Below are 15,371 nucleotides of genomic sequence, written 5' to 3' on the forward strand. Positions count from 1 at the left end.
GTTCTAGCGATCGCTTTGGCGACGACGCTCCACCAGCGGCACGAGATAGACCGGGACCCGTGCCAACTGCAACACCCGCGCAGCGGTCCGGCCCAATGGCGTTTCCGCACCTGCACCATGGCTATGACTACCTACGATCAACAAATCCACCGAGAGTTTCTGCGCCTGGTCGAGAATCACCTGCGACGGGTCACCCTGCAGCACCCGCACCGCCTGAATCCGCTCCAGGTCCTGCTCCCCTTCATCCCCCAACTCTTCACGAAAGCTGTCGAGCACCCGCTGCTCGATACTGGCGATCACCGTGCTCAGGCCCTGACTGTGAAACTCGCTCAAGGCCTGCTCATCGAGGTAACTCTGCAGCACGGACTCGGCAAACAAACCCATGGGCTCAACCGCGTGCACTACATACAAGTCGGCATTAAATGTCCGCGCTAACGCCAGGGCATGCTGCATCACCAACGGTGCATACAGGCCGAGGTCAGTGGCATACAGCATTGAACGAATCATATGACCTCCTCGCGTGCCAACATGGCGGAGATTTGATTCAGCTTAGCAGTGCCTTGGCGAGTACGACGGCCCGCGTAACGCGTTGAACCGTGGGCTTAAACCTTTTGCTCGTTGCTTATGCCGTGAGGCACGTGACCGGTGGCGACCACTTCACGAGCCAACTCGCAATGGCCAGCCTGATCGTCGAAAAACACGTCGGCGGCGAACGCTTCGAGAAACGCCGACTTGGTCAGCCCGCCAAGAAACAGCGACTCGTCCAGTCGAATGTCCCATTCGCGCAACGTACGGATCACCCGTTCATGGGCCGGCGCCGACCGCGCCGTCACCAGGGCGGTGCGGATCGGACAGGCGTCATCGGGAAACTCACGCTGCAACAGATTGAGGGCGGCGAGGAAGCCTTTGAATGGCCCGCCGCGCAAGGGCTCGCGGGCAGACTCACGTTCGCTGGCTTGAAACGCTTCCAGGCCACCGGACTGATAGATCCGCTCGGATTCGTCGGAGAACAGCACCGCGTCACCATCGAAGGCGATGCGCAGTTCATCGCTGGCCGCACGGCTCGCACCGCCCGACAAAATGGTCGCTGCGGCGAACCCGGCATCCAGCGCGCTGCGCACGTCTTCGGCATGGGTGGACAGAAACAGGTCGCAACCAAAGGCCTTGAGGTACGGATAAGGACTGCGTCCGCCGACAAACGCCGCGCGGGAAATCGCCAGGCCGTAATGATCAATCGAGTTGAACACCCGCAGGCCGGTGTCGGCGCTGTTGCGCGAGACCAGGATCACCTCGACCCGGGCGCGACCGAGGCTGGCGTTCAGGTTCAGCAGTTTTTCCACCAACGGAAACGCATCACCGGGCTCGAGGATTTCGTCTTCGTGTTCGATCTGATATTGCCGGTAGGCCTCGACGCCGCTCGACAGATAGACCTTGTGACTTTCGCTCAGGTCGAACAGTGCCCGCGACGAAATCGCCAGCACCAGTTTGTCGTCAATCGTCTTTGCCATGCCCTTCCCCCTCAGGTTGATCGACTTACGTGTTGCGTCGATCGATAAAACTCAAGCTGCGATACAAGGCTTCGATACGCGGCAATTCGCAGCCGGCGGCCTTGGCTACCGCCAGTGGCCGGGCATAAATCGCCGCCAGTTCCAGCGGTCGTTTGTGCAGGAAATCGTGGTACATGCTCGGCCAGTAGTCCGGCATTTTTTCGGTCATCATGAACAGATAGTCCGCGTAACCGGCCGGCATGTCGTGACCGCAGGCCTTGGCGCCCTGAACCACTTCGGCCATCAAGGCCTTGATCAGTTCCCGGCTGTCGGCATCGGCCATCAACGGCGTGGTGCCCGCCCCGAGCAGTACCGACAGGCCGTTGTAAGGGATATTCCAGACCAGTTTCTGCCAGCGCGCCTGATGCAGGTTCGGCATGGCCTGAGAGTCGATGCCGGCGCTGCGGAACAAACCTGCGCCCTCCTCGACAATCGCCATGCGCGCCTGTTCATCGGTGGCGGGGCCACTGTGGTAGCCGACATTGACCGCGCCGAGCGCCTGATGGGTGATCGCGCCGGGGCCGGTGCGATGGACGCAGATAAGGCAGAGCCCGCCGAGCAGGTGCAAGGAATCCGGAAGCAAGGCGCGCAGACTGTCTTCGACATCCAGGCCGTTTTGCAGCAACAGCACCTTGGCGTTCGATGCCGCCGCTTGAATGATCGCCGGTGCCAGATCGGCATTGCTGGTGGTCTTGGCGCCGACCAGCAACCAGTCGCAGGCGGGCATGTCTTCAGCGGATGAATAGGCCTGAACCGGGTTCAGCGTCAGCGCGCCATGCACTGCACTGTCAACTTGCAATCCGCGCTCGGCGACCGCTGTAAATTCACTGCGCAACAAGAAGTGCACATCGTAACCGGCACGCGCCAGCATCACCCCGTAGAACCCGCCGATCGCGCCGGTTCCGATAATACCGATTGTCGGTTTGGCAACTGCCCCCATCATGGCAACTCCTCTGCAATTCGACTGAGCGCCTGGCGCACGGCTTCATTGAGCCCGCTGCTGGTCAGGCGCGACTGTACTGGCCCGAAGAACTCGCCGTCGCGCACCACAAACAGCGCCGGCAAATGAAAAACCTGATAACGCTCGACCACCCCGCCATTGTCCCCGGCATCGATCCAGCACAGCCGGTCGATTGCCAGATCGAGTCTTGGCAATTGCTCGCGGGCAAAACGGCAACTGGCGCAGCCGACACTGGTGAAAATCACCAGCGACACTCCGCTCATCGCCAGCAGCCGTTGGTCGGCGTCGAAATCAGTCAGTTCCAATTCGACCACTATACTGGGGGAAACAATGTCAAATGGCCGACACATGGAGTCCGTGTTCATGGGACGTTTTATTCCTCATCCTGACGATGTGCCCGTCGAATTAACGTTGCTGAAACCTGAGTGTATTTCGCGACAACAGCTGCACACTATCAGCCTCGGGGGCATGGCTTGCAATTACCACCGCGCGTGGCGTCACGGTACGGCGCTGGAAGTGCGCATGCCGACCTTGAACCCCGATTTGCGTTTTCTGGGCTATGTAGCCTGGTGTCTGCGGCGCAAACGCGGTTACCTGGTGGGCATTGCCTTTGTTGACGAACAGATGATGTTCAGTGCCCGGATGGGCGAGCAGGTGTGCCAGATCGAACGTTATTGTCGCCTGCATGACGCCCACGACGATCTGCAGGAAACCCAGGCGCTGGCACTCGAATGGGTCCAGCAACACGCCGACGAATTCTCCCACGACACGGTTCGCAAGGCATTTGCCCAAGCTGTGCTGGACTAAAGGACGTAATCAATTCGCGGCGAATGCCCCCAAAACCGCTGTCTGCCCATTGTCGAGCAGGCGCGTAACGCGCTAAGGTTCGGCTCCCCGACGCGCTTAATTTGCTGTGCTCCGCCGCGCGGGTTCGCTGGCGGCCGGCACCCGTGACCTGACGAGTAAACGATGGCTGATTTACCGATCAACGACCTAAACGTCGCCTCCAACGAGACCCTGATCACTCCCGATCAGCTCAAGCGTGATATCCCTCTGAGCGACGCTGCCCTGCGCACCGTCACCAAGGGCCGCGAAGTCATTCGCAACATTCTGGATGGCACCGACCACCGCCTGTTCGTTGTGATCGGGCCTTGCTCGATCCACGACATCAAGGCTGCCCACGAATACGCCGAGCGCCTGAAAGTGCTCGCCGCAGAAGTGTCCGATACCCTGTATCTGGTCATGCGCGTGTATTTCGAGAAGCCACGCACCACCGTCGGCTGGAAAGGCTTGATCAACGACCCGTACCTGGATGACTCCTTCAAGATTCAGGACGGTCTGCACATCGGTCGTCAGTTGCTACTGGACCTGGCCGAGATGGGCCTGCCGACCGCCACTGAAGCCCTTGATCCGATCTCCCCGCAATACTTGCAGGACCTGATCAGCTGGTCGGCCATCGGCGCACGCACCACCGAATCCCAGACTCACCGCGAAATGGCTTCCGGCTTGTCTTCGGCTGTCGGCTTCAAGAACGGCACCGATGGCGGCCTGACGGTAGCGATCAACGCCCTGCAGTCGGTTTCCAGCCCGCACCGTTTCCTGGGTATCAACCAGGAAGGTGGCGTGTCGATCGTCACCACCAAGGGCAACGCCTACGGTCACGTCGTACTTCGCGGCGGCAATGGCAAGCCGAACTATGATTCGGTCAGTGTCGCGCTCTGCGAGCAAGCGCTGAACAAGGCGAAGATCAAACCGAACATCATGGTCGATTGCAGCCACGCCAACTCCAACAAAGACCCGGCCCTGCAACCGCTGGTGATGGAGAACGTCGCCAACCAGATCCTCGAAGGCAACCAGTCGATCATCGGCCTGATGGTCGAAAGTCACCTGAACTGGGGCTGCCAGGCCATCCCGAAAGACCTCGCCGACCTGCAATACGGCGTGTCGATCACCGATGCCTGCATCGATTGGTCCGCGACTGAAAACACCTTGCGCAGCATGCACGCCAAGCTCAAGGATGTGCTGCCGAAACGCGCTCGCACCTGATCGCTTTTCGCCGCACACAAAAACGCCGGGCTTGACCCGGCGTTTTTGTGTGTTCGTATTCTGAGGTTACTGGCTCAGCTTGGCGGCATGCCGCTGGTGACGCTCCATGTAGCGTTCCACATAGGAACACGAAGGAATGACGGTGTAGCCCATTTCCTCGGCGTACTCCAGCGCCTTCTCGGTCAAGGCTGCCGCAATGCCGCGACCACGCAATGCGTTGGGCACGAAGGTGCGATAGATATCCAGGGTCTGTTTCCCCAGATCCATATAGGTCAGGTAGGCACGATGACCGTCCACACTGGTCTCGAACTGATGACCAGCCTGGTCATGGTGGATGGACAACGCCTCGCTCATCACTACTCCTCGCGGGTCTGGAATTCTGACCCCTACCTTACCGATGTTTTTCCGGCGAAGGAACATCTACGCCACCCCGTGCCTGAATGGACACCGAGAAGAGCTGCACCGATCTCGCGCAACCTGGCACGTATCAAATAGTAGGCACCATTGGCAGAAATGCTCAAGGTACGCTCGTCATCGCGCACAGGTGGCGGGTGCTGCTCCGGGTTACGCAGGGACGGCTCGACCGAAGGGATCCCCGGGTCGATAGCCTGAACATTGCCGGATGTTGAGTCTTAAGACGAACGCGCGCTCTTAAAGTCACCATCAAGATGGTTAAAGATTATGAGAGCCACGGCGCAAAATCCGAACAGAAGTATGGACGAATCCATATAGACAGACTTTAGCCAAGATTGAGAAAAACAGCGCTGAGTGCACGGAACTTTTTTTCGCCGGCTCGCTCAGCTCGGGCCTCCCAGCTGGATATTTTTTAAACAATGCAGTTAAAAGTTGCTCGAAAAAGAATCAACGCCTACAATTTTTTTTGCTTCTTGCTACACGTCAGTTTACTTACTAGAAGTAATGGGTAGTATGTACGCCGGCCATTTCCTCACTCTGAGGAGACAGCTACTTAATAGAAAGTCCTTGAAGGGGAACACGATGAACAACGTTCTGAAATTCTCTGCTCTGGCTCTGGCCGCAGTTCTGGCTACCGGTTGCAGCAGCGTATCGAAAGAAACCGAAGCACGTCTGACTGCTACTGAAGACGCAGCAGCTCGCTCCCAGGCTCGTGCAGACGAAGCTTACCGTAAAGCTGATGAAGCTCTGGCTGCTGCTCAAAAAGCACAACAGACTGCTGACGAAGCTAACGAGCGTGCTCTGCGCATGCTGGACAAAGCTAGCCGCAAGTAATAATCCTTCGGGATTGTTATCAAGCCGACCCATTTATGGGTCGGCTTTTTTATTGCCTGACGTTTCCTGTCGGCAACAAAAAACCCGCCGACGCGGCCTGCGTCGGCGGGTTCTTTTCAAGCGTTACTGCAGCGGGTCGATCGGCGCACTCGTCACCATCGGCGCGGAAGTGTTCGGTACTCCGATTTCCACCGGCAGGCCATCCTCAGCGGCAACCACATCGCGAACCACATCCCAGTTCATGCGCAGGTTATTGGTGATGTCCTCACGCTTGAGCATCGCGTTGATCACCGCCGTGTGTTTGTCGACCACAGAAGGGTTGCCCTTGTCGTCCAGCGGTGTGTGCGCTTCCAGATAGACCTTGCCACCACTGACGCCGAATTTGTACGGATCGCTGAGGATGCGTACCGACGTACCGACCGGCACCATGCCCGCCATTTCCAGCACGTTGTTGTTGAACATGCGGAAGCAGCCGTGGCTGGTGCGCATGCCGATGCCGAACTTCTTGTTCGAACCGTGGATCAGGTAGCCCGGTGTGCCCAGGGTGAACTTGAACGGCCCCAGAGGATTATCCGGGCCTGCCGGCACGACGTTCGGCAGCGGATCGCCATCAGCGGCGTGCTCGGCCTTGATCGACGCTGGAGGGGTCCAGGTCGGGTTCGGCGTCTTGGCGATGATGCTGGTATGGGCAATCGGCGAGCCCCAGCCTTCACGACCGATACCCAGCGGGAAGGTGTAGACCACGTTCCGGCCTTTCGGGAAGTAGTAGAGGCGGTATTCAGCCAGGTTGATGACGATGCCTTCACGCGGGCCCGGCGGCAGGATGAAGCGCGTCGGCAGGACGATCTCGGTACCAGCGCCCGGCAGCCATGGATCGACGCCAGGGTTGGCCGCTACCATTTCCGTGTAGCCCAGATCATAGGTGGTGCCAAGGTCGGCGAAGGTGTCTTCGTACTTGGCCTTGATCACTTGCACCTGGCCGATGATGTCTTCACCGGGTGGTGGCAGGGGCAGCTCCAATGCGGCTACGGGGCCCGCCACGCAAAGGGCGGCGAGAGACAGGCAGCGGGTGACGGCAGGAAAACGCGGCAACATCCGGAAAATCCTTCGCATGATCGACAAGGGTATAAAAACGCGATTGTACACCGGCATCCAGAATTTCGGGGAGTTGGCCGATAGCAAGCTATCTTTGACGCTTTACAGCTCGAACCGCAACTCTGGCCAGATCGGCGAGGTGCCGCGTTTCTGTGATTCCAGGATGGCCCGGCACAGCGAACACAGGCGCTGGTCCTGGAACACCCGGCGTTCGACACTCGACCAGCGCGGTTGCGCGGGCAGCAGGCTCCCGCACAAGGTTCGATCGGCCGAGCCGCCCAGCTCCAGCTGTCGGGTCACCAGATGCACCCGCACTTCCTGGCAGGCGAACAGATCCAGCTGTTCGTCAGGCTCGATCAGTTGATAGGCAAAAAGGGACCAGGCAGGACGCGGCATCGGGGGCTCCAAATCGGGGGCGCCACCTTAGCCGAAACACCGCCGCTAGAAAAGCGTCAAAGCAGCGGTTTCAGTGTCGGCCAGACATTTTCCAGCAACTTGTCCTGAGCCCCGACCGCCGGGTGCAATCCGTCGGCCTGCATCAAGTCCGGATGACCGCCCACGCCGTCGAGAAAAAATGGCACCAGCGGGATGTTTTTCTCGTCGGCCAGCGTGCTGTAGACCTTTGCAAAAGCTTCGGTGTAACGAACGCCATAGTTGGGTGGCAGCTGCATGCCGAGCAGCAGCACCTTGGCACCACTGGCGCGAGAGCTGTCGATCATCGCCGCAAGGTTTTGTTGCAATTGCGTTGGCAGCAATCCGCGCAGCCCGTCGTTGCCGCCCAACTCGAGGATCACCAGCTCAGGCTTATGCTCTGCAAGCAGCGCGGGCAGGCGCGCCTGGCCTCCGGCGCTGGTGTCGCCGCTGATGGAGGCGTTCACCACTTTATCGTCGAAACCTTCGCGCTTGAGCCGTTGCTCAAGCAACGACACCCACCCCAAGCGGGTATCCAGTCCGAAACCGGCGCTGATACTATCGCCAACGATCAGGACTGTACCCGCCGCTGCGTTCTGGGCCATGCACATCAAGGCCAGGCCAGCACTCAAAAACCACACTCGCATCGGATTCTCCATGGGCGCAAGCATTCTCACCGCGAAGAACCTCAGCAAAGTGGTTCCCAGCGCGGAAGGTGAACTGACTATCCTGCACGAACTCAGCCTGGAACTGAACAAGGGCGACAGCCTGGCCATCGTCGGCGCCTCCGGTTCCGGCAAATCCACCCTCCTCGGTCTGCTCGCCGGCCTTGACCTGCCGAGCAGCGGTGAAGTCACCCTCGCCGGCCAAGGCCTGAGCAATCTCGATGAAGACCAGCGCGCGCGCATTCGGGCCGAGCATGTCGGTTTTGTGTTTCAGTCCTTTCAACTGCTGGACAGCCTCAACGCACTGGAAAACGTCATGCTGCCGCTGGAACTCGATGGCCGCAAAGACGCCCGTGAACGTGCCACTCAATTGCTCCAGCGGGTTGGCCTGGGCCAGCGCCTGACCCATTCGCCGCGCCAGCTCTCCGGTGGCGAGCAGCAGCGCGTGGCGATTGCCCGGGCGTTTGCCGCCGAACCCGATGTGCTGTTCGCCGACGAACCCACCGGCAACCTCGACAGCCACACCGGCGAGCGCATCAGTGACCTGTTGTTCGAACTCAACCAGGAACGCGGCACGACCCTGGTGCTGGTGACCCACGACGAACGCCTGGCACATCGCTGCCGGCGCCTGATCCGCCTTGAAGCCGGCCTGCTGGTCGCCCCTCTGGAGCCTTGATGGCACGCCTGCCGCTGTTGCGCCTGTTCAGTCTTGCCATCCGCCAACTCCTGCGCGACGCCCGCGCTGGTGAATTGCGCGTGCTGTTCTTCGCCCTGGTAGTCGCCGTGGCAGCGAGTACCGCCATCGGCTACTTCGGTGCCCGCCTGAACGGCGCCATGATGCTGCGCGCCACCGAGTTTCTCGGCGCCGACCTGTTGCTTGAAGGCAGCTCTCCCGCGCGGCCCGAACAGATCAAAAGCGGCACGGAACTGGGCCTCGAACACGCTCAAGTGGTGGAGTTCTCCAGTGTCATCGCCACTGACAACGGCATTCAGCTGTCCAGCATCAAGGCGGCCGACAATGTGTATCCGCTGCGTGGCGAACTGAAAAGCGCCCCGGCCCCTTTCGCCCCGGAGGAGTCCGGTGGCGGACCGAAACCCGGCGAAGCCTGGGTCGAAGCGCGGCTGCTGACCGCGCTCGATTTGAAGATCGGCGACAGCATCGATGTCGGCCTGCGCACCCTGAAACTGGCACGCGTCCTGACTTACGAACCGGACCGTGCCGGCAATTTCTACAGTCTCACGCCGCGCGTGCTGATCAACCTCAGCGACCTCGCCGCGACCGGCGTGGTGCAACCGGGCAGCCGGGTCAGTTACCGCGAACTCTGGCGCGGTAAAGCCGAAGCCCTGGAAACCTATCGTCAACTGATCAAACCCGGCCTGGCCGCCAACCAGCGCATACAGGATGCCCGCGACGGCAACCGGCAAATCGGCGGCGCGCTGGGCAAGGCCGAGCGTTACTTGAACATGGCCAGTCTGGTGGCGGTTCTGCTGTCCGGCGTGGCCGTGGCGCTGTCGGCGACGCGCTTCGCCACCCGCCGTTTCGATGCCAGTGCCTTGCTGCGTTGCCTGGGTCTGTCGCGCCGGGAAACCATGGTGCTGTTCAGTTTGCAGCTGACGGTACTCGGCCTGCTCGCCAGTCTCAGTGGCGCCCTCCTCGGCTGGCTCGCACAGCTTGGATTGTTCGCGTTGCTGCATGATCTGTTGCCGACCGATGTGCCACCGGGCGGGCTGTTTCCAGCCATTGCCGGGATCGGCACCGGGCTGGTGGCATTGGCCGGTTTTGCCCTGCCACCGCTGGCTGCACTCGGTCGAGTGCCACCGTTACGGGTCCTGCGTCGGGACATGCTGCCGATTCCTTCCAGCACCTGGATGGTCTATGGCGCCGCCTTGGGCGCCCTCGGCCTGATCATGTGGCGCCTGAGCCTCGATCTGGTGCTGACCTTCGCCCTGCTCGGCGGCGGCGTGATTGCGGCGTTGATCCTCGGTGGCCTGCTGTTGCTGCTGCTCAAAAGCCTGCGCCGGATGCTGGCACGCGCTTCATTGCCGTGGCGCCTAGGCCTGGGCCAACTGCTGCGTCATCCTTTGGCGGCAGCGGGACAATCCCTGGCCTTCGGCCTGATCTTGTTGTCCATGGCGCTGATCGCATTGCTGCGCGGCGAATTGCTGGATACCTGGCAGAACCAGTTGCCGAAAAACGCGCCAAACTATTTCGCCCTGAACATCTTGCCCGCCGACAAACAGGCCTTCACCGATCGCCTGATCGAACTGTCAGCCCAATCAGCGCCGCTGTACCCGGTCGTGCCCGGACGCCTGATCAGCATCAACGGCGAGCCGGTGCAGGAAATCGTCAGCAAGGATTCGGCAGGTGATCGGGCCATCCAGCGCGACCTGAGCCTGACCTGGGCGGCGGACATGCCGGCAGGCAACAAACTCACAGCAGGCAACTGGTGGAGCGAACAGCCACCCGACGACGTGCCTGGCGTATCAGTGGAAGGCAAGGTTGCCGAAAGCCTGAAACTCAAGCTCGGCGATCACATGGTCTTTACCGTTGGCGGGGTCAATCGCGAAGCGAAAGTCACCAGCCTGCGGGAGATCAACTGGGACAACTTCCAGCCGAACTTCTTCATGATCTTCCAGCCAGGCACGTTGAAGGATCTGCCGGCGACCTACCTGACCAGTTTCTACCTGGCGGCGGGTCACGATCAGCAGATTGTCGACCTGTCTCGGGCCTTCCCGGCGGTGACCATTCTGCAAGTGGAAGCCTTGCTGGAGCAGCTGCGCAGCATCCTCGCCCAGGTCACCCTGGCGGTGGAGTATGTGCTGCTGTTTGTATTGGCGGCGGGGATGGCGGTGTTGTTCTCGGGCTTGCAGGCGACCCTCGATGAACGTATTCGCCAAGGTGCGCTGCTGCGAGCACTGGGGGCCGAACGGCAACTGCTGGTCAAGGCACGGCGAATCGAGTTCGGCTTGCTCGGCGCGGTCAGCGGTTTGTTGGCGGCACTGGGTTCGGAACTGGTGAGCCTGGTGCTTTACCGCTACGCCTTCGACCTGCCGTGGCATCCGCATCCGTGGCTGCTGGTGTTGCCGTTGATTGGCGCGGTGCTGATTGGCGGCGCTGGCGTGTTCGGTACCCGTCGCGCGTTGAACGCCAGCCCCCTGACAGTGTTGCGCGAGGGTTGATAGACTCAAGGCCTTTCCATCACAAGAAGTTGCCATGAGCCGTTATCGCCCTCCCCGCACTGCTGGCACCGCGCTGATCACCCCCGAAGGTGAAGCGCGGATGCGGGCCGAGTTCCATGAGCTCTGGCATGTCCGTCGGCCTCAGGTGACGCAATCGGTCAGCGAGGCGGCGGCGCAGGGTGATCGCTCGGAAAACGCCGAGTACACCTATGGCAAAAAGATGCTGCGCGAAATCGACAGTCGCGTGCGCTTTCTCACCAAGCGGCTCGAAGCACTGAAAGTCGTCAGCGAGAAGCCCAGCGACCCGAACAAGGTTTACTTCGGCGCCTGGGTCACCATCGAAGATGAAGACGGCAAAGAGTCACGCTACCGCATCGTCGGGCCGGATGAGCTGGACTTGAAACTGGGCCTGATCAGCATCGACTCGCCACTCGCCCGCGCCCTCATCGGCAAGGCGCTGGACGCCGAGGTTCGGGTCCAGACGCCGACCGGTGAGCAGTGCGTGTACATCGTGGCAATCGAGTATCTCTGAAGCCTCAACGGCGCGTAATCAAACCTTGCCGGGCAACCCGGGTCAGTTGCCTGATCACTTCTGGCGCCTCTTCGACGCTGGGGGATTGAATCACCGCCAGATCAAAACTGTCGCTGGCAAACCGCGCCAGTGATTCGCCGTCTTCGACAAACTGGATCAGGAACGCCGCGGGCCCGCCAGTGCGACGTGGCCAGCCATCGAGGTAACGCAGGAGCGTCGGCTGATGTTTTCCGCCAAGCAGGATTTTTGGATTGCGCTGGGTGAGGTGTGCCGTGATCGGCGCGGGGCGTACAACAGGGCTTAGTGCATTCATTGTGTCGTGTCTCTGCCTCAAAAGTCTGCATGGCAGGTGAGAGGCAACACCGAACCAGCGCTTTAGCGGTATTTCGAAGCCTGTTTCAAGCTTCTATCGGCAACTGGATGAGTCACCTGGCGCCCCGCAAGTAGCTGTTTAAATCGGCGCATGAGCAGCATCCTAGAGAAGCTGACCGGACAGTGTCAAGAATGACGCGCAACAAAAAAGGCCCGCGCAATGCAGGCCTTTTCGTTGAGCCAGAGCGGTCAGTCAGCGATGGCGCGGTCTACCGACAATTTGCCGGCACCCTCGATCAGTACCGCGATGCTGCCGCCGAGCAAGGCCAGGGCGAATTCATAACCGTTGTTGGACATGAACAGACCGTGGCTGATGTGCACAGTGAAAATGGCGACCAGCGAAAGGAAGGCCAGACCCAGTGCTGCCGGACGTACCAGCAGACCGATGATCAGGGCCAGACCGCCGAAGAACTCAGTACCACCGGACAGAATCGCCATCAGCTGACCCGGTGCCAGACCCAGGCTTTCCATGTACTGCGCGGTGCCGGCAATGCCGTAACCACCGAACATGCCGAAGAGTTTCTGCGCGCCGTGAGCGGCGAAGATGATGCCGACGAAGATCCGCAGAACGGTCAAGCCGTAGCCAGCGCGGGTAAACAGTACCTTGTTGATCAGTGAGCTCATGCTGTGTCATCCATAGTGATTGTGTGTTGGTTGGCCGCTATATTAATCGATTAATCCAATGTTAAAATCGCAATTTTTGCGACATAACAATCAGCTTAGTCGATCACTTGCGTGAGGCAACTTTTTGCCCCTGGGGCTCCAACGACTCCCTTTCACGATCGAACGCCAAGTAATACTTGTTCACGCTATTAACATAGCTGACGACGCCCATTCCCACCTGCTCCATGGCAATGCGCTCGACCTGGAAGAACCACTGATTGGGATTCAGGCCGCGCCGCCGGGCTTCGGCGCGCATGCCTTGAACCCGTTCCGGTCCCATGTTGTATGCCGCCAGCACGAACGCCATGCGCTCGCGCTCGTTGAGTTTGGGACTTGCGAAGAACTTGCGACGGATCATCGCCAGGTACTTGGCACCGGCCTGAACGTTGGCGTCGAGGTTCTGAATGTTGTTGACCCCGACACGCTGGGCTGCGGATGGAGTGATTTGCATCAGTCCGGTGGGGCCGCTGCCGCTGCGGGCATTGGGCTGCAGCGCGGATTCCTTGAAGGCCAGCGCCGCCAGGTTCAGCCAGTCCATGCCTTGGGCATCAGCGTGCTTTTGCAGCACTGGGCGAAGTTTTTCCAGACGCTGGCGATCAGCCTTGGCCAATGGATAGTGCACTTGATACAGGCGTCGATAGATTCGCAGGAACGCCGCATCCTGGTCCGACGGTTTCTTGTAGGTTGTCAGGAAGCGATCAATGCTCGCGCGCAGCATCGAGGCGTCACGGCGCACGAACCAGTATTCCTCGCCCGGCTCGCTGATCAGCACCTGCTTGTCGAAGCGCAACTTGGGCAGGATCTTGCCCCAGCGTTCGGCAATCGGTTGCTCGACGATGGTCAGGTGAAAGATCCCGCCCTGGACCATTTCCAGCACATCCTCGACGGCAAGACTGGGGTCGACCCATTCGATTTTCACCGGAGCCAGTTTGTGCAGGGCGAGCTTTGAATTGATCTGACTGACCGCGTCCCCGGCGGCACTGCCGGTGGGCAGCGCCAGGGTTTTACCCGAGAGTTGTTCGACTCGGGTGTAACGGCGTTCACCTTTGATGCCCACCAGCACTAACGGGATGTTGCTGGCAATCGGTTCGCTGCTGCTGACCGCGTGGCCCGGTTGAAAATCGAGCAGTTCCCCCGGAGCAACCAGGTCACCCTCCCCGCGCTGCAAGGCACCGAGCAGTTGATCCTTGGCTTTGGGAATGATCTTGAGGGTGATTTCCTGACCGTCACGGGCGTGACCGTTGAGGTATTGCTCGAAGGCACGCAGGCGGTGATATTCGACGCCGATGGCCTGGCCCTGGACTTCGCCGGAACTGTTGCGGCTCTGGTTGACCAGCACCCGCAACACACGACTGCTGCGAATCTCCGTCAGGTCACGGACCTTGGCCGCCGGCACGGCCTGCAGTGGGCCGGCCAGACGCGCAACCGCCGGCATCGGCAGCAGCAACGAACAACACAGCAATAGCAAAATCGAGGGACGTGTCATCCACTCTCCGGAAAGAATACTGGGCCGACTTCACGAATTTTCATGAAATCGAACGACAGAAACAGAGCGCCTTGAGCGCTGACAAAGTGCGAAAGACTGGCACAGTGATGGCACCTTGACCACCCCGGCGTGTCTCGCGGCATCAAGAGACAGCTTTAACTCGTTGTAGTTCTTGGCTTTTCTTATAAATCTACAGCTCTGATATGCTTTCCGGCCTTTGGTCCGAGGTAGCACCATGCAACTCATCGATATCGGCGTCAACCTGACCAACCCCAGTTTTGGTGATAAGCACCAGGCCGTACTCGATCGCGCGTATGCCGCGGGGGTCTGCCAATTGGTCCTGACCGGCACCAGTGTCGAGGGCAGCGAACAGGCACTGGAACTGTGCCGGGAGCTGGACGAGTCGGCTCAGCGGCTGTTCGCCACCGCAGGCATTCACCCTCACTCGGCCAGCGACTGGAACGCCGACAGCGCCCAGCGCCTGCGCAGTTTGCTCAAGGAACCCAACGTGGTGGCGGTGGGTGAATGCGGGCTGGATTTCAATCGCGATTTCTCGCCGCGCCCACAGCAGGAAAAAGTCCTCGAAGAACACCTGGCGATGGCGGTCGACCTGCAATTGCCGGTTTTCCTCCATGAGCGCGATGCCAGTCAGCGACTGCTGGAAATCCTCCGCGATTACCGTGATCAGCTGCCGGCCGCGGTGGTGCATTGCTTCACCGGGGAAAAGAAGGCGCTGTTCAGTTACCTCGATCTGGATTTGCACATCGGCATCACCGGCTGGATCTGCGACGAGCGCCGGGGCACGCATCTGCATCCGCTGGTCAAGGAGATCAAGCGCGGGCGTTTGATGCTGGAGAGCGATGCGCCGTATCTGCTGCCGCGCAGCTTGCGGCCCAAGCCGAAGAATGGCCGCAATGAGCCGGCGTATTTGACGGAAGTGCTGCGGGAAGTGGCGTTGCATCGTGGTGAGACGGAAGAGGATCTGGCTGCTCATACCACTGCCTGCGCACGGGTCTTCTACGGCCTGCCCTCAATCCCCCAGTAACCAAATTTCCCATTGTGGGAGCGGGCTTGCTCGCGAAGACGGAATATCAGTCCACATCTACATCTACTGACCCACCGCCTTCGCGAGCAAGCCCGCTCCCACATTTGGATATGTGGTGCT

Annotated in this window: 18 protein-coding genes; 7 read left to right on the forward strand and 11 right to left on the reverse strand. The window is 60.2% G+C overall.

What is annotated here, in order from left to right; genetic code table 11:
* Positions 1 to 3: 3 nt before the first annotated feature.
* The 4 genes from ACYZT8_RS20565 to ACYZT8_RS20580 form a co-directional block, all read right to left on the reverse strand.
* A complete protein-coding gene (locus ACYZT8_RS20565) occupies positions 4 to 507 on the reverse strand; it encodes a universal stress protein (protein WP_461955063.1) in 504 nt (167 codons plus the stop codon).
* 95 nt (positions 508 to 602) lie between these two features.
* Positions 603 to 1,508, reverse strand: a complete 906-nt coding sequence (locus ACYZT8_RS20570; protein ID WP_461975464.1) for a 5'-nucleotidase — start codon at positions 1,506 to 1,508, stop codon at positions 603 to 605.
* 25 nt (positions 1,509 to 1,533) lie between these two features.
* Positions 1,534 to 2,490, reverse strand: coding sequence for a putative 2-dehydropantoate 2-reductase (locus ACYZT8_RS20575; protein WP_461975466.1), 957 nt, complete (start codon positions 2,488 to 2,490; stop codon positions 1,534 to 1,536).
* On the reverse strand, positions 2,487 to 2,873 hold the full coding sequence (locus ACYZT8_RS20580; RefSeq protein ID WP_461975468.1) for a thioredoxin family protein: 387 nt from the start codon (positions 2,871 to 2,873) through the stop codon (positions 2,487 to 2,489). The genes ACYZT8_RS20575 and ACYZT8_RS20580 overlap by 4 nt, the downstream gene beginning before the upstream one ends.
* Between ACYZT8_RS20580 and ACYZT8_RS20585 the strand changes: the two genes are divergently transcribed.
* Both ACYZT8_RS20585 and ACYZT8_RS20590 read left to right on the forward strand, forming a co-directional pair.
* Positions 2,872 to 3,315: a PilZ domain-containing protein gene (locus ACYZT8_RS20585; protein ID WP_438658199.1), complete on the forward strand. Its 444-nt coding sequence runs from the start codon at positions 2,872 to 2,874 to the stop codon at positions 3,313 to 3,315. The genes ACYZT8_RS20580 and ACYZT8_RS20585 overlap by 2 nt on opposite strands.
* 162 nt (positions 3,316 to 3,477) lie before the next feature.
* Positions 3,478 to 4,554, forward strand: a complete 1,077-nt coding sequence (locus ACYZT8_RS20590) for a 3-deoxy-7-phosphoheptulonate synthase (protein WP_017339811.1) — start codon at positions 3,478 to 3,480, stop codon at positions 4,552 to 4,554.
* Between the two features lie 66 nt (positions 4,555 to 4,620).
* Here ACYZT8_RS20590 and ACYZT8_RS20595 read toward each other — a convergent pair whose 3' ends face one another.
* On the reverse strand, positions 4,621 to 4,908 hold the full coding sequence (locus ACYZT8_RS20595) for a GNAT family N-acetyltransferase (RefSeq protein WP_010461341.1): 288 nt from the start codon (positions 4,906 to 4,908) through the stop codon (positions 4,621 to 4,623).
* 642 nt (positions 4,909 to 5,550) lie between these two features.
* Here ACYZT8_RS20595 and oprI point away from each other — a divergent pair.
* A complete protein-coding gene (oprI, locus tag ACYZT8_RS20600) occupies positions 5,551 to 5,802 on the forward strand; it encodes an outer membrane lipoprotei OprI (RefSeq protein WP_002553018.1) in 252 nt (83 codons plus the stop codon).
* A gap of 123 nt (positions 5,803 to 5,925) precedes the next feature.
* Here oprI and ACYZT8_RS20605 read toward each other — a convergent pair whose 3' ends face one another.
* From ACYZT8_RS20605 to ACYZT8_RS20615, 3 genes are all read right to left on the reverse strand, one after another.
* Positions 5,926 to 6,897, reverse strand: a complete 972-nt coding sequence (locus tag ACYZT8_RS20605) for a L,D-transpeptidase family protein (protein ID WP_461975470.1) — start codon at positions 6,895 to 6,897, stop codon at positions 5,926 to 5,928.
* A gap of 102 nt (positions 6,898 to 6,999) precedes the next feature.
* The gene (locus ACYZT8_RS20610) at positions 7,000 to 7,293 is read right to left on the reverse strand and encodes a hypothetical protein (RefSeq protein WP_123432651.1); all 294 of its coding nucleotides are present in this window, start codon (positions 7,291 to 7,293) and stop codon (positions 7,000 to 7,002) included.
* 56 nt (positions 7,294 to 7,349) lie between these two features.
* Positions 7,350 to 7,955, reverse strand: coding sequence for an arylesterase (locus ACYZT8_RS20615; protein ID WP_461975472.1), 606 nt, complete (start codon positions 7,953 to 7,955; stop codon positions 7,350 to 7,352).
* A gap of 10 nt (positions 7,956 to 7,965) precedes the next feature.
* On the opposite strand from ACYZT8_RS20615, the gene ACYZT8_RS20620 reads away from it, so the two are divergent.
* Genes ACYZT8_RS20620 through greB form a run of 3 tightly spaced genes read left to right on the forward strand, consistent with a single transcriptional unit; the run spans position 7,966 to position 11,685 of the window.
* Positions 7,966 to 8,649: an ABC transporter ATP-binding protein gene (locus ACYZT8_RS20620; RefSeq protein ID WP_109633656.1), complete on the forward strand. Its 684-nt coding sequence runs from the start codon at positions 7,966 to 7,968 to the stop codon at positions 8,647 to 8,649.
* A complete protein-coding gene (locus ACYZT8_RS20625) occupies positions 8,649 to 11,153 on the forward strand; it encodes an ABC transporter permease (protein ID WP_461975474.1) in 2,505 nt (834 codons plus the stop codon). Before ACYZT8_RS20620 ends, ACYZT8_RS20625 begins: the two co-directional genes overlap by 1 nt.
* Before the next feature lie 34 nt (positions 11,154 to 11,187).
* A complete protein-coding gene (greB, locus tag ACYZT8_RS20630; protein ID WP_033057207.1) occupies positions 11,188 to 11,685 on the forward strand; it encodes a transcription elongation factor GreB in 498 nt (165 codons plus the stop codon).
* Between the two features lie 4 nt (positions 11,686 to 11,689).
* On the opposite strand, the gene ACYZT8_RS20635 is transcribed toward greB, so the two are convergent.
* From ACYZT8_RS20635 to ACYZT8_RS20645, 3 genes are all read right to left on the reverse strand, one after another.
* Entirely contained in the window at positions 11,690 to 11,998 is a 309-nt protein-coding gene (locus tag ACYZT8_RS20635) for a hypothetical protein (RefSeq protein ID WP_010461613.1), read from the reverse strand.
* A gap of 248 nt (positions 11,999 to 12,246) precedes the next feature.
* Entirely contained in the window at positions 12,247 to 12,681 is a 435-nt protein-coding gene (locus tag ACYZT8_RS20640; RefSeq protein WP_461955071.1) for a DoxX family protein, read from the reverse strand.
* A gap of 103 nt (positions 12,682 to 12,784) precedes the next feature.
* The gene (locus tag ACYZT8_RS20645; protein WP_461975476.1) at positions 12,785 to 14,206 is read right to left on the reverse strand and encodes an MltF family protein; all 1,422 of its coding nucleotides are present in this window, start codon (positions 14,204 to 14,206) and stop codon (positions 12,785 to 12,787) included.
* Positions 14,207 to 14,441: 235 nt separating this feature from the next.
* On the opposite strand from ACYZT8_RS20645, the gene ACYZT8_RS20650 reads away from it, so the two are divergent.
* The gene (locus tag ACYZT8_RS20650) at positions 14,442 to 15,251 is read left to right on the forward strand and encodes a TatD family hydrolase (RefSeq protein WP_461975478.1); all 810 of its coding nucleotides are present in this window, start codon (positions 14,442 to 14,444) and stop codon (positions 15,249 to 15,251) included.
* Positions 15,252 to 15,371 lie beyond the last annotated feature (120 nt).

This window comes from Pseudomonas sp. LB3P93, from assembly GCF_054898025.1.